General features: G+C 68.7%; 10 protein-coding genes. All 10 read right to left on the bottom strand.

Going from position 1 to position 13,935, the window contains the following annotated elements; all coding sequences use genetic code 11:
* Positions 1–10: 10 nt before the first annotated feature.
* Positions 11–751, bottom strand: coding sequence for a FadR/GntR family transcriptional regulator (locus ACLD0U_RS10605; RefSeq protein ID WP_410340609.1), 741 nt, complete (start codon positions 749–751; stop codon positions 11–13).
* A gap of 306 nt (positions 752–1,057) precedes the next feature.
* Positions 1,058–1,687, bottom strand: a complete 630-nt coding sequence (locus tag ACLD0U_RS10610; RefSeq protein ID WP_179410131.1) for a thymidine kinase — start codon at positions 1,685–1,687, stop codon at positions 1,058–1,060.
* Positions 1,688–1,697: 10 nt separating this feature from the next.
* Positions 1,698–3,128, bottom strand: coding sequence for a malate dehydrogenase (quinone) (mqo, locus tag ACLD0U_RS10615; protein WP_241263883.1), 1,431 nt, complete (start codon positions 3,126–3,128; stop codon positions 1,698–1,700).
* Between the two features lie 169 nt (positions 3,129–3,297).
* Positions 3,298–4,371: an aspartate-semialdehyde dehydrogenase gene (locus tag ACLD0U_RS10620; RefSeq protein WP_179410129.1), complete on the bottom strand. Its 1,074-nt coding sequence runs from the start codon at positions 4,369–4,371 to the stop codon at positions 3,298–3,300.
* Positions 4,372–4,679: 308 nt separating this feature from the next.
* The gene (locus tag ACLD0U_RS10625; protein WP_179411785.1) at positions 4,680–5,966 is read right to left on the bottom strand and encodes an aspartate kinase; all 1,287 of its coding nucleotides are present in this window, start codon (positions 5,964–5,966) and stop codon (positions 4,680–4,682) included.
* Positions 5,967–6,055: 89 nt separating this feature from the next.
* Positions 6,056–6,964, bottom strand: coding sequence for a DMT family transporter (locus tag ACLD0U_RS10630; protein ID WP_224818718.1), 909 nt, complete (start codon positions 6,962–6,964; stop codon positions 6,056–6,058).
* Positions 6,961–7,554 (bottom strand): recombination mediator RecR, encoded by a 594-nt coding sequence (gene recR / locus ACLD0U_RS10635; RefSeq protein ID WP_179410128.1) that lies wholly within the window; start codon positions 7,552–7,554, stop codon positions 6,961–6,963. Before recR ends, ACLD0U_RS10630 begins: the two co-directional genes overlap by 4 nt.
* Positions 7,554–10,367, bottom strand: a complete 2,814-nt coding sequence (locus ACLD0U_RS10640) for a DNA polymerase III subunit gamma and tau (RefSeq protein WP_410340610.1) — start codon at positions 10,365–10,367, stop codon at positions 7,554–7,556. The genes recR and ACLD0U_RS10640 overlap by 1 nt, the downstream gene beginning before the upstream one ends.
* Before the next feature lie 222 nt (positions 10,368–10,589).
* Positions 10,590–13,079, bottom strand: a complete 2,490-nt coding sequence (locus tag ACLD0U_RS10645) for a glycoside hydrolase family 65 protein (protein WP_410340611.1) — start codon at positions 13,077–13,079, stop codon at positions 10,590–10,592.
* Positions 13,072–13,839 carry an HAD family hydrolase gene (locus ACLD0U_RS10650; RefSeq protein WP_410340612.1) on the bottom strand — a complete coding sequence of 256 codons (768 nt, stop codon included), beginning with the start codon at positions 13,837–13,839 and terminating at the stop codon, positions 13,072–13,074. The genes ACLD0U_RS10645 and ACLD0U_RS10650 overlap by 8 nt, the downstream gene beginning before the upstream one ends.
* Between the last annotated feature and the right edge of the window lie 96 nt (positions 13,840–13,935).

Below are 13,935 nucleotides of genomic sequence, written 5' to 3' on the forward strand. Positions count from 1 at the left end.
GGTGGGGATGTCAGTCGTTCTCGGTCAGAACGCGACGATTGTCGGGCACGAGACCGGCCGCGGTGTAGTAGCCGGTGATGTGGTCGCGAACGCGCGCGCGGGCAGCATCCGCCTCGCCTGCCTCGATGGCGGCGACGATTTCACGATGCTCTCGGCGCAGATGCGCGACCATCGCGTCCCAGTCCTCGATGCGGGCCGAGCCTTCGAGCACGTACGACTCGATCGAGGTGCGCAGGCCGGCCATCATCGCCGTGATCACGGTGTTGCCCGAGGCCTCGGCCAGCGCGTAATGCAGCTGGGCATCAAGGGCGAGGAACTCCGGCGCCGAGAGGTGCTCGTCGTCCATCGCGTCGAGAAGCGCGTGGGCGGCCTCCAGGGCACGTTCAGGTGCCGTCGCGAGCGCCGAGACGACGGCATCCTCCAGCACGAGGCGGGTCTGCACGACATCGGCCAGGGGAAAGCCCTGCGCGGCCACTTGCAGCCGCAGTAGCGCGGACATCCCCCCGGAAGGCGTGGCGATCACGATCGCGCCCGCCTGGGGCCCGGACCCGGTCGCGGTGCGGATGAGCCCCATCACCTCAAGGACACGGAGCGCCTCCCGCACGCTGGAACGCCCCACACCGAGATCGGCGGCGAGGTCGCGCTCCGAAGGCAACCGGTCGCCCGGACCGAGCACGCCCATGAGCAGATCGCTCTCGATGCGCTCGAGCACGGTGCGCCAAGCGCGCTGGGTGGCGGGGATCTCCGGCATCCGTCCTCCTGTGGTCTGACCACAGCGTAACCGGTGTGGTCAGACCACGCAACACGCCAGGTTCTCCCCCGCGCACTTCCGCCCACTCCCGCGCGCCAACACCCCACCACGAGGGGTCAGAAAATGTCGGGTCGACGGGCGCGGACACGACGAATACTGACCCCTCGTCGGGCGGACGCGTGCGCGAATGGCGCGGGGCGCGAGGCACGGGACCCAGGCGGCGCGGGGCGCAAGGCCCACGCGAGGTGCGAGGCGCGAGGCTCACGCAAGACGCGAGGCGAGAGGGCTACGCGAGGTGCGGCTGAGTCAGCCGAGGATGCCGCCGGACTCCTCCAGGTAGCAGTTGCCGCACAGCGATTCGTACGTCACCGCGACCCCATCGATGGCCACCTGGTCACCGTCGAACACAAAGCGCCCACCGGCGCGACGCCCGTTGAAGACGGCCTTGCGTCCGCAACGGCAGATCGTCTTGAGCTCCTCCAGCGCGTGCGCGATCGCCAGCAGGCGCGCCGATCCCGGGAAGGCGTGAGTACGGAAGTCGTTTCGGATGCCATATGCCATCACCGGAATACCATCGAGCACCGCGATGCGGAACAGGTCATCCACCTGCTCCGCAGAGAGGAACTGCGCCTCGTCGATCAGCAGGCATGCGACATCTTCGGGGTCCGAGGGCAGCAGCTCATCAGCCACCTCATTGCGCACCCGCTCGCGCTCCGCGTAGAACAGCGCCCGGGCATCCGCGCCCTCTCCGATCAGGAAGTCGACCTCACGCGTGACGCCCAACCGACTCTCGATCTGCGAGGCACCCTTGGTGTCGATCTCGGGTTTGGCCAGCAGCACGCGCTGCCCGCGTTCCTCGTAGTTGTACGCGGCCTGCAGGAGGGCCGTCGACTTGCCGGAGTTCATCGCGCCGTAGCGGAAGTACAGCTTCGCCACGGTCGGCTACTCAGGCCGTGAGCGAGAGCGTGGATGCGGTGGCATCCATCGACTTCTCGGCGGCGGCCGCGTCGTCGTTGAGCGTCTCGCCGACCGTCGGGATCAGCTCGCGCAGCGTCGGCTCCCAGCCGGCGTACTGCTCGGGGAAGCACCGCTTCAGCAGGCCGAGCATGATCGGTACCGCCGTCGATGCACCCGGCGAGGCACCGAGCAGACCGGCGATCGTGCCGTCTTCGGCGGCGACGACCTCAGTGCCGAACTGCAGAATGCCGCCCTTCTCGGGGTCCTTCTTCATGACCTGGGCGCGCTGGCCGGCCTGGATCAGCGTCCAGTCGCCGTCCTGCGCCGTCGGCATGAACGTGCGCAGGCTGTCGACCTTCTTGCGGTGGTTCTTCATCAGTTCGCCGACCAGGTACGTGATCAGATCGGGGTTCGCGAACGCGACGCGCAGCATCGGCCAGAGGTTGTGCGGCCGCACCTGCGAGACGATGTCGAACATCGACCCCTGCTTGAGGAACTTCGGGCTGAACGTCGCGAACGGACCGAACATCAGCGACGCCTCGCCGTCGACAACTCGCGTGTCGAGGTGCGGCACCGACATCGGCGGTGCGCCGACGGATGCCTGCGAGTACACCTTCGCCTGGTGCTGGGCGACGATCTTCGGGTCGGACGTCTTCAGGAACTGACCGCCGATCGGGAAGACACCGTAGCCCTTGATCTCGGGGATGCCCGAACGCTGCAGCAGCTTGAGGGCCCAACCGCCCGCCCCGACGAACACGAAGCGCGCCTTGACCTGGCCGGGCGTGCGACCGATCACGTGCCGGTACTTGACCAGCCACGTGCCGTCGGACTGGCGCTTGAGGCTGCGGACCTCGTGGTCGGTGCGCACCTGGACGCCGGCGTCAGAGAGGTGATCGAAGAGCTGGTGCGTGAGTGCACCGAAGTCGACGTCGGTGCCCGAGGGCACGCGCGTGGCGGCGAAGGGCTCACCCTTGCGGCGCTTCTGCATCAGCAGCGGCGCCCACGAGTTGATGACCCGGGAGTCCTCGCTGTACTCGATGCCGGCGAACAGCGGCTGCTCCTTGAGCACCTCGTAGCGCGCCTTCAGGAACGCAACATCCTTCTCACCGCGCACGAACGTCATGTGCGGGGTCGAGTTGATGAACGTCGACGGCCCATCGAGCACGCCGCGGTCGACGAGTGTCGACCAGAACTGCCGGCTCTGCTGGAACTGCTCGTTGATCGAGATCGCCTTGGCGGGGTCGAGCGAGCCGTCCTTGCCCTGGGGCATGTAGTTCAGCTCGCACAGTGCCGCGTGTCCCGTACCGGCGTTGTTCCAGGGGTTGGAGCTCTCCTGGCCGACGTCGCTGAGTCGCTCGTAGGCGACGATCTTCCAGTCCGGCTGCAGTTCGCGCAGCAGGGTACCCAGTGTGGCGGACATGATGCCCCCACCGATCAGAACGACATCGACGGTTTCGGTCACCCGACCAGTCTAGCCGTCAGCATCCACCCTCATTTCGACGCCCCACTCCCCCGTCTATTCGTCACAAACCCGCGCTATTCGGCCTGAATAGCGCGGGTTTGTGACAGATAGAGGGTGGGCGCGTGCGTCAGCGGGGCGCGGGGACCAAGCGGCGGGTGAGCTCCTCGGCGATCTGCACGGCGTTCAGCGCCGCGCCCTTGCGCAGGTTGTCATTGCTGATGAACAGCACCAGCCCCTTGCCCTCAGGAGCCGACTGGTCGGCGCGAATGCGCCCGACGAAGCTCGGGTCCTTGCCGGCGGCCTGCAGAGGCGTGGGCACCTCATCGACGATGACGCCCGGAGCGGATGCGAGCACCTCATACGCCCGGGCCGGCGTGATGTCCGACGCGAACTCTGCGTTGATCGACAGCGAATGGCCGGTGAACACCGGAACGCGCACGCACGTGCCGGCGACCCGCAGGTCGGGAAGACCGAGGATCTTGCGGCTCTCGTTGCGCAGCTTCTTCTCTTCGTCGGTCTCGTTGTCACCATCGTCGACGACGGATCCCGCCATCGGGATGACATCGAACGCGATGGGAGCGACGTACTTCTCGGGCTGCGGGAAGTCGACGGCCGAGCCGTCGTGCACCAGACGCAGGGTGTCACCCTGGGCGAGCACGCCCTCGACCTGCCCGAGCAGCTCCTGTGCCCCTGCCAGCCCCGAGCCCGAGACGGCCTGGTACGTCGATACGATCAGGCGCTCGAGGCCGGCCTCGGCGTGCAGCGCCTTGAGCACCGGCATGGCCGCCATCGTGGTGCAGTTCGGGTTGGCGATGATGCCCTTGGGGCGCTCATCCATGGCATCCGGGTTCACCTCGCTGACGACCAGCGGGACCTCCGGGTCCATGCGCCAGGCGCTGGAGTTGTCGACGACGACGGCACCCGCAGCGGCGAACTTCGGCGCGTAGGCGCGGCTCGCGGTCGCACCCGCTGAGAACAGCGCGATGTCGATGCCCGAGGCATCCGCCTTCTCGACATCTTCGACGATCACCGTCTCGCCGCCGTACTCGATCGCCGTACCCGCGGAGCGGGCCGACGAGAACAGGCGCAGCTCGCGGATCGGGAAGGCCCGCTCGGCGAGGATGTCGCGCATCACGGTGCCGACCTGGCCGGTGGCGCCGACGATCGCGATCGAGAATCCGGAATCGGAGATACGAGTCATGGGAATGGAGTCCTTGGCGTGGAGACGGTTACGCCAGGCTCAGCTCCAGGGTGCGGATGCTGCGCCTGGCGCCGATGTCAGGGTTGCGGCGAGTCTACCCCGTCGCCTCTGCGGCCGACCCGCGCGTGACGCCCGCGCTCCCGCGCGGGGCGGCCTCATTGAGAAACCACCTCCCGTCTGAGAAACCGCCTGCGGCGTGGTTTCTCGAACGGGAGGTGGTTTCTCAGCGGGAGTGGGCGCGAAAAGCGCTCGCGAGCGCGGGAGCGCGAAGAGCGCGAAGAGCGGATGCTGGAGGGCTGGGGTCTCGGTCAGCGACCGGTGCCGGCGTGGACGACAGCCTCGATCTCGCTGTCGAGCCCGTAGGCGGTGTGCACGGTGCGGGCAGCTTCGGCGAGGTCCGAGCCACGCAGCACGACCGAGATGCGGATCTCGGACGTGGAGATCATCTCGATGTTGATCCCGCCGGCACTGAGAGCCTCGAACAGGATCTCGGACACACCGGAGTGCGTGCGCATGCCCGCGCCGACCACCGAGAGCTTGCCGATCTGGTCGTCGTGCAGCAGGTTCTCGAACCCGACCTCGCCCTGCTCGGCCGCGAGCGCCTTGATGGTTGCAGGCGCGTCGGCCTTGGGCAGCGTGAACGAGATGTCCGTGCGCCCCGTGGAGGCCGCCGAGACGTTCTGCACGATCATGTCGACGTTGGCGCCCGCCTTGGAGACGATCTTGAAGATCTCGGCGGCCTTGCCCGGAACGTCGGGCACACCGGCGACGGTGATCTTCGCCTGGCTCAGGTCGGTGGCGACGCCGGCGACGATGGGTTCTTCCATGGCTTCTCCCTGGGATGCGCGCGGGGCCTGCATGCCCTCGCCGAGAACGTAGGTGCCCTCTGCCGACGAGAAGGTCGAGCGGGCGTGGATCAGAACTCCGTGGCGGCGGGCGTACTCGACGGCACGGATGTAGAGCACCTTCGCGCCGTTGGCAGCGAGTTCGAGCATCTCTTCGCTCGAGATGGTGTCGAGCTTGCGGGCGCGCGGGATGACGCGCGGGTCGGCGGTGTAGATACCGTCGACGTCGCTGTAGATCTCGCACACGTCGGCGTTCAGCGCGGCGGCGAGGGCGACCGCGGTGGTGTCGGATCCGCCGCGGCCGAGCGTGGTGATGTCGCGCGTATCGCGGTTGAAGCCCTGGAAGCCGGCGACGATCACGATCGCCCCCTCGTCGAGCGCTTCGCGCAGACGCACCGGCGTGACATCGACGATGCGGGCCTTGCCGTGGTGGGAGTCGGTGATCATGCCGGCCTGGCTGCCGGTGAACGAGCGCGCCTCGAAGCCCATCGAGTGGATGGTCATGGCCAGCAGCGCCATCGAGATGCGCTCACCGCTGCTGAGCAGCATGTCGAGCTCGCGCGGGGCGGGAATCGGGGCGACCTGGTTGGCCAGGTCGAGCAGTTCGTCGGTGGTGTCGCCCATCGCGCTGACGGCCACGACCACATCGTGTCCGGCGCGACGGGTGTCGACGATGCGCTTGGCGACGCGCTTGATGCTCTCTGCGTCGGCGACGGACGAGCCGCCGTACTTCTGCACGATCAGTGCCACGATCACTCCCGGGTGCTGCGGGCGGATTCGCCCATACGACATTCTACGGACGGCATCCATGCGCCTTCACGCATGTGACGGGTCGGATGCTACGTTCCGGTCACCCGGGGGCGCAGGCGCCCTCCGGTGGCGGCGAACCAGCATCCGACGAGAACGACCGGAAGTCCGATCACCAGTCCGGGCGTGACGGGCTCGGCCAGGAGCACTGTGCCGAGAACGAGCGCGACGATCGGGTTGACGTAGGTGAACAGCGGCGCGCGCACCGGCCCGACCTCACGGATGAGCGCGAAGAAGGCGACGAAAGCAACCGCCGTGCAGATCACGCCGAGCAGCACCAGCGAGACCGTCGAGCGCAGCGTCGGAACCTCGGTCTGGGTCAGCAGCGCGGCCGGCAGGTACCCGAGCCCGATGCCAAGCAGCGCGAGCGTGATCGTTCCGATCGAGGGGACGTCGCTGAGCTTGTAGGCGATGACGAAGGGGGCGATGGCGTACAGCAGCGCGGTGAGCAGCACCTCGCCGATCGCGAAGGCGCTGGCACCGTCGCGTGGGAACAGGCCGGGTCCGGCGACGACGATCGCGACACCGGCGAAGCCGAGCAGCAGCCCGCCGAGACGTATCGGCGCGAGCACCGAACGATCACCCCGCACGAGCGCGATGAGCACTGCGAACAGCGGGACGGTCGCGACGAGCAGTCCGGTGAGCCCCGAGGGAAGCTGCGTCTCGGCGTGGCTGAGCAGCAGGAACGGACCGGCCATCTCGATGAGACCGAAGGCCAGCACCCAGGGCCAGTGCTTCCATGCCGCCTTGAGCGCCCCCGCGCGGATCGCGAACGGCAGCAGTACGGCGGCGCCGAGCAAGGTACGCGCCGAAACCACCGCCGGAGGTGAGTACGACGCGACAGCCTCTTTGATGAACAGGTAGGTGATGCCCCAGACGAATGCCATGACGGCGAACAGCGCCCAGCCCTTGCGTGTGAATCCCGGATGCTGAGCATTCACAGCCGGCGACGGCCCTCGAAGGCGCGTCCCAGGGTGACCTCGTCGGCGTACTCCAGATCGCCACCGACGGGGAGTCCCGATGCCAGGCGCGATACGGCGATGTCCATGCTCGTCAGCAGGCGGCTCAGATAGCTTGCGGTCGCCTCGCCCTCGAGGTTGGGGTTGGTCGCGAGGATGACCTCTTGCACAGTGCCGTCGGCGAGCCTGCTCATCAGCTGGGCGATACGCAGGTCGTCGGGTCCGACACCGGCGATGGGGCTGATCGCTCCACCGAGCACGTGATAGAGGCCTCGGAACTCACGGGTGCGCTCGATCGCCGCGACGTCCTTCGCATCCTCGACGACGCAGATCAGCTCGGGGTTGCGGCGCGGGTCACGGCAGATGCTGCAGCGCTCCTGCTCGGCGACGTTTCCGCAGATGTCGCAGAACCGCACCCGCGTGCGCACCTCAGTGAGCAGTTCCGACAGACGGGCGACGTCGAAGGACGGCGTCTGCAGAATGTGGAACGCGATCCGCTGGGCGGACTTGGGTCCGATACCCGGCAGCCGACCGAACTCGTCGATCAGCTCCTGAACGATGCCGTCGTACATCAGTTGAACCTCGTCGGGGCTTCGAAGGGCTCTTCACGAAGGAACTTCGCTCCGAGCACCTGGCGGATCACGGCCTCGCCGCGACGCTCGACGCCGTCGTGCACCGGACGCGAGGCGGCGGACGCAGTAACGCGGGAAGCGGTGGGGGTGGATGCTGCGGGTGGGGCGGCCGCCTGCCCTGAAGCGACGGCGGATGCGGCGGTCGGCGCGGTTGGAAGGGCGCCGGACTCCGCGGGAGCCGCCGGCCCTGCGGATGCCGGGGCTGCGACTGCCCGGGGCGCGGCTGCCTGCGGCGCGGAAGCCCGTGCGGGGCCGGATGCCTGGCGTCCCGGAGTTTCCCGTGGCGGCGGACCGTCGTACATCGGGTCGTACGGCGGTTCGTCGTCGAACGGCGGGTACTCGTCGTACGGAGGCTGATCGTCGTACGGAGGCTGGTCGTCGTAGGGCTGTTGCGGCGCTTGTTGCTGCGGATTCGGCTGCTGGGGAGCCGAGTGCTGCGCGGGCTTCGCCGCCACAGGTGCTGCCGCCGTGGACGCCCCGTCGGCCGGACCTGCCGGCGCGGGCGCGGATACCGTCGCGGCCGATGCCGCCGAGGGCGCCGAGGGCCTCGGGGGCGTCGAAGTCGTGGATGCTCCCGACGCTATGCCCGGCGCGGGCACAGCGGGCGTTTGTGGTGACGCTTCCGCGGGCGCCGGCGCGACGGGGGCATCCGAGGACGGGATGGGAGCGACCGCCCACTCGGTGACCGCCGCGTTCGATGGTCGCACGGTCGCCGCGGAAGGCTCGGACGCCTGACGCGCCTTCCCCTTCGAGACGCCCGGCCCTGAGGACTCGGACGCACCTGTCGGCTTTGCCCAGCCTGCGGCGGGGGCATCGTCACCGGCACTGGGCGCGATGGGCGTCGTTCGTGACTGCGCGGCGCCGTTCTGTGCCGCGGATGCCGGGTTCGACGGTGCAGGGTTCGACGGTGCAGGTCCACCGGTTCCCCCAGAACCGCCGGAGCTCCCGGGGCCCGCAGGGCCGGTCGAGCCGCCGGGGCCTCCCGAGCCGTCAGGTCCACCCACACCAGTGGAAGCGCCATCTGCCGGTGGCAGCGGAGCCGGACGGTACTTCACGGTGATGCCAAGTTCTTGCTCGATGGCCGTGCGCAGGTGGTCGGAGGTGCCCTTGCCTGGTGTCGCGCCCTTGAACCGCGACACGTCGCTGGGGCTGGAGAACCCGAGCGTCAGCACCTCGCTGTCGACGTCGTAGCCAAGCGGCTGGATCGCAGTGACCATCAGCCAAGAGGAACGACTGATCGATTCGAGGCGCTTGAGCACGCCGGCCCAGGACTCCCGGATCCGTTCGAAGGTCACCGGGCCCGAGGGCACAGCGGTCGGCGTCTCAGCGGTCGGCGTCTCAGCGGCCGGCGTCTCCGCGGCCGGCGTCTCCGCGGCCGGCGTCTCCGCGGCCGGAGCAGGCGCGGGCGCCGTCGGCCCCGCAGCAGCGGCAACGGACGGGGCAGGTTCGGCGGATGGCGCGGGTGACGAGGCCGGAGCGTTCAGCGTGGCATCCGACGTCGTAGGCATCGCCGGGACCGCAGGCGCGGACGCGGGCGCAGCCGCACTCGGCGCCGCCGCAGCGCCCGTTGCCGAGGTGGGCGCCGTCGGAGCCGCGGGGCGCTGTGGAACGGCACCGGACGACGCGGGAGCCGCAGCGTGCTCGCCGTCGGCGGCGGCCCCGGCGAGCACGCGCGCGACCATCAGCTCGAGGTGGAGCCGCGGCGAGGTCGCTCCGGTCATATCATCGAGCGCCTGGCTGACCAGGTCTGCGGTGCGCGAGAGACGCAGAGCCCCGAACGCGCGCGCCTGTGCGTGCATGCGCTGCAGTTCGTCGGCAGGCAGGCCGCGGAGCACAGCGGATGCACCCTCGCCCACCGCCTCGATCACGATCAGGTCGCGCAGCCGCTCGAGCAGGTCGTCGACGAACCGGCGCGGATCTTGCCCGGTCTGCACGATGCGGTCCACCGCGGGGAAGGCGGATGCCGCATCACCTGCGGCGAGCGCATCGACGATCTCGTCAAGCAGCGCAGCGTGGGTGTAGCCGAGCAGCGCGACGGCACGCTCGTAGGTCACGTTGCCCGCCTCGGAACCGGCGATCAGCTGGTCGAGCAATGAGAGCGTGTCTCGCGGCGAACCACCACCGGCGCGCACCACGAGCGCGAGTACGCCGTCGGCGACCTGCACGCCCTCTTCGGCGCACAGCTTCTCGACGTACTCGAGCATCGCCGCGGGCGGCACCAACCGGAACGGATAGTGGTGCGTGCGCGAACGGATCGTGCCGAGCACCTTCTCTGGCTCGGTCGTCGCGAAGATGAACTTGACGTGCGCCGGCGGCTCCTCGACCAGTTTCAGCAGGGCGTTGAAGCCCTGCGGTGTGACCATGTGCGCCTCATCGAGGATGAAGATCTTGAACCGATCACGGCTCGGTGCGAAGGTCGCACGCTCGCGCAGGTCGCGAGCGTCGTCGACACCGTTGTGGCTGGCCGCGTCGATCTCGACGACATCGAGCGAGCCGCCGCCGGCGCGCGACAGTTCGATGCAGCTCGGGCACACACCGCACGGGGTGTCGGTGGGCCCTTCGGCACAGTTGAGGCAACGCGCGAGAATGCGCGCTGACGTGGTCTTTCCACATCCGCGGGGGCCGGAGAACAGGTACGCGTGCCCGATCCGGTCGCCGCGCAGCGCGGTCATGAGCGGATCGGTCACCTGGGACTGCCCGATCATCTCCGCGAAGGTCTCGGGCCGGTAGCGGCGGTAGAGGGCTGTCGTCACCCATCCAGCCTACGGCGTGCGACCGACGTCCGCCGAGACCCCTAGCTTCCGCCGAGACCCCCAGCTACGGGCATCCGTACCTGGGGGTCTCGACGACACGTGGGGGTGTCGGCGGCGCACGCAACGCGAGCAACACGCACGACACGCGACGCACGACACACGACACGCGACACGCGACACGCGACACGCGACACGCGACACGCGACACGCAACCGCGCCGGGTCAGTCGTCGTATGCGCCGAGCACCGGGAGCGCGCTGGTGGTGACGGGCACCGACGCCGACAGGCGCGTTCCGTCATCGCGACGGGCATCCTCGAACTTGCGCAGCGTCGGGCGCCCGGGGCGCACCGGGCCCTGATCGACCAGCCGCACGACGGCCGGTTCGTCGACGGCTGCGCGGTGCACTGCGCCGCGCACCGCGAACTCCACCGCGTCGCCCGAACGCACCTCGACACGCAGCGCATCGCGCGTCACGGTGACGTGCAGCGCCGACCCCTGCCACTGCAGGGGGAACGACAGCTCGGGCCAGTCCACCGGCAGCCGCGGGTCGAAGCTCAGTTCTCCAGCGTGGTCGCGCATTCCGCCGAAGCCGCTCACCAACGCGGTCCACACGCCACCCGCCGACGCGACGTGCACGCCGTCCGAGGCATTGTGATGCAGGTCTGAGAGGTCGACGTACAGGGCGTGCTCGAAGTACTCGCGCGCGAGGTCCTGATACCCGACCTCGGCCGCCATGATCGACTGCACGACCGCCGAAAGCGTGGAATCCCCCGTCGTCAGCGGGTCGTAGTAGTCGAAGTCGGCGAGCTTCTCGTCGTCGGTGAAGTGGTTGCCCTGCAGGAACAGCGCGAGCACGACGTCGGCCTGCTTGAGCACCTGGAAGCGGTAGATCACCAGCGGGTGATAGTGCAGCAGCAGCGGGCGCTTCTCGGCGGGCGTGCCCTCCAGATCCCACACCTCGCGTTCCAAGAAGAACGTGTCCTGCGGGTGGATGCCCAGTCCTTCGCTGTACGGGATGTGAATGGCCTCGGCCGCGCGCTCCCACGCCTCGGCCTCACCGAAGTCGAGACCGACCCGCTCGACCAGGGCTGCATACGCGGCGGGATCGGCAGCGCGCATCTCGCGCACGACACGGGCGGCGAAGCGCAGGTTGTACCGCGCCATCACGTTCGTGAACAGGTTGTCGTTGACGACCGTGGTGTACTCATCGGGCCCGGTCACACCGTGGATGTGGAACGAGCTCTCACCGTTGATGCCCCGCCAGAAGCCCAGCGTCGCCCACAGACGCGCCGTCTCGACCGCGATGTCGGCGCCCTCCCTGCGAAGGAAGTCCTCATCCCCCGTGGCGCGCACGTACTTGCCGAGCGCGAAGCTCACGTCGGCGTTGATGTGGTACTGCGCCGTGCCGGCCGCATAGTAGGCGGACGCCTCTTCACCGTTGATCGTGCGCCACGGGAACAGTGCGCCCGCCTCGTTCAGCTGCGCCGCGCGCCGGCGAGCCGCCGGCAGCATCAGCACCCGTGCGCGCAGGGCGTTCTTCGCCCACTGCGGCGACGTGTATGTCAAGAACGGCAGCACATAGACCTCGGTGTCCCAGAAGTAGTGCCCGCTGTAGCCCGACCCGGTCAGGCCCTTCGCCGGCACACCGCTGCCGTCGGCGCGCGATGCGGCCTGGGCGAGCTGGAACAGGCACCAGCGCGTCGCCTGCTGCAGATCGTCGTGACCGGCGATGCGCACATCCGAGCGCTCCCAGAAGTCGCTCAACCACCGCGACTGGGCCTGGAAGAGGGCATCCACCCCCTCGACACCCGCCCGGTCGAGCGAACGGCGGCACCGGTCGACGAGCTCACGCGGCGGCACGCCGCGTGAGCTGTGGTAGCTGACGATCTTGCTGATGCGGATCGGCACACCCGCCTTCGCCTGCACCCGGAAGACGTTCTTGGCGATGTCGGGTTCGATCAGCGATCGCGCGCTGTAATCGTTCTCGGTCTCGACGATGTGGTCGGCGACGACCGCCACGGTCATCCCCGACTCGGTGACGCGGTACGACAGCGCCGAGCGCAGCCCGTCCTGCCAGTACTCGACCGGCTGCAGCACCCGCTCGGTGATCTTCTCGGCCTTGCGCGGGTCGAATCCCTTGCGCTCGGATTTGGAGGCCATCGGGTCGCCGGCGTAGATACCGGCACCGTCCTGCCTGTTCAGCAGCTGACAGCTCACCGTCACCGGAGCATCGGCGTTCTCGACGACGATCTCCAGGCGCAGCACCGCCAGATGACGCTCATCGAAACTCACCAGGCGCTCATCGCGCATGCGCACGCGTTTGCCCGACGGGGTCACCCACAACACATCGCGCGAGAGCACACCGGTGCGCATATCGAGCACACGCGAGTACTCGTGCATCTCGGTCGCGTCGAACGACAGCGGCTCGTCATCGATGTAGACGCGCATCACCTTGGCGTCGGGGGCGTTGACGATCGTCTGCCCCACCTCGGCGAAGCCGTACGCCTGTTCGGCGTGCCGGATCGGCCAGGTCTCGTGCAGACCGTTGATGAACGTGCCGTGCTCGTGGGCACCGCGCCCTTCGATGTGATTTCCGCGCAGGCCGAGGTAGCCGTTGGCGACCGTGAAGACGGTCTCAGACACCCCGCTGGCGTCGTAGGTGTTCTCGATGAGCCGCCACGGGTCGACGGGGTGACGTTCGCGGTCAATCATTCGTCTCGCTCCGCTCGCTCAGCAGCTGGGAAAGATCGTCGACGACAACCGTCGCGCCGGCAGCGCGCAGCACCTCGGGTCCCGCGCCACGGTCAACTCCGACCACGATGCCAAAGCCCGCCGCGGCCGCCGATCCTACGCCCGCGACGGCATCCTCGACGGCGACCGCCGAGGCCGGGTCGACCTGTAGCATCCGCGCCCCTTCGAGGAACATGTCGGGCGCTGGCTTCGAGGCGAGGTGGTCGCGTTCAGCGACGACACCGTCGACGACGATGCGGAAGAAGTCTCGGATGCCCGCTGTGCTGAGCACCTCTTCGGCGTTCTTCGAACTCGACACGACACCCATCGGCACACCGGCGTCGCGCAGGCTCACCAGTACCGCGAGCGACCCCGGATACGGGGCGATGCCGCCCGCGCGCAGGGCGGCCGCGAACGCAGCGTTCTTGCGGTTCCCGACGCCGCACACCGTCTCGGCCTCGGGCGGATCGGTGACCTCGCCCCACGGGATCTCGATGTTGCGGCTGCGCAACAGACTCGCCACGCCGTCGTACCGCTTCTTGCCATCGACGTAGGCGAAGTAATCGGCATCCGTATACGGCTCGACGACCCCCCAGCGGGCGAGGACATCATCGAACACGCTCTGCCAGGCGCGCATGTGCACCTCGGCGGTCGGCGTGAGCACACCATCCAGGTCGAACAGCACGCCGGGGGCGCTGCTGAGGTCGAGGATGTGGTGCGGATCGGGAAGTTCGTGAACCATGGGACCTCCGGAATCGGACGTGCGCGTCAAGCCTAATGAACGCGGGGCCCTGTTCCGAAGCGCGCGCCCGAATCGTGCATCCGGAAATCACAGACC

Origin of the sequence: Microbacterium sp. 2216-1 (genome assembly GCF_046507855.1) — a bacterium.
Lineage (GTDB): Bacteria > Actinomycetota > Actinomycetes > Actinomycetales > Microbacteriaceae > Microbacterium > Microbacterium esteraromaticum_C.

What these genes read in the sequence shown, in the direction of transcription:
- ACLD0U_RS10605 (WP_410340609.1), bottom strand. Translation starts at nt 751, where the DNA reads ATGCCGGAGATCCCCGCCACCCAGCGCGCTTGGCGCACCGTGCTCGAG.
- mqo (WP_241263883.1), bottom strand. Translation starts at nt 3,128, where the DNA reads ATGTCCGCCACACTGGGTACCCTGCTGCGCGAACTGCAGCCGGACTGG.
- ACLD0U_RS10620 (WP_179410129.1), bottom strand. Translation starts at nt 4,371, where the DNA reads ATGACTCGTATCTCCGATTCCGGATTCTCGATCGCGATCGTCGGCGCC.
- recR (WP_179410128.1), bottom strand. Translation starts at nt 7,554, where the DNA reads ATGTACGACGGCATCGTTCAGGAGCTGATCGACGAGTTCGGTCGGCTG.
- ACLD0U_RS10645 (WP_410340611.1), bottom strand. Translation starts at nt 13,079, where the DNA reads ATGATTGACCGCGAACGTCACCCCGTCGACCCGTGGCGGCTCATCGAG.
- ACLD0U_RS10650 (WP_410340612.1), bottom strand. Translation starts at nt 13,839, where the DNA reads ATGGTTCACGAACTTCCCGATCCGCACCACATCCTCGACCTCAGCAGC.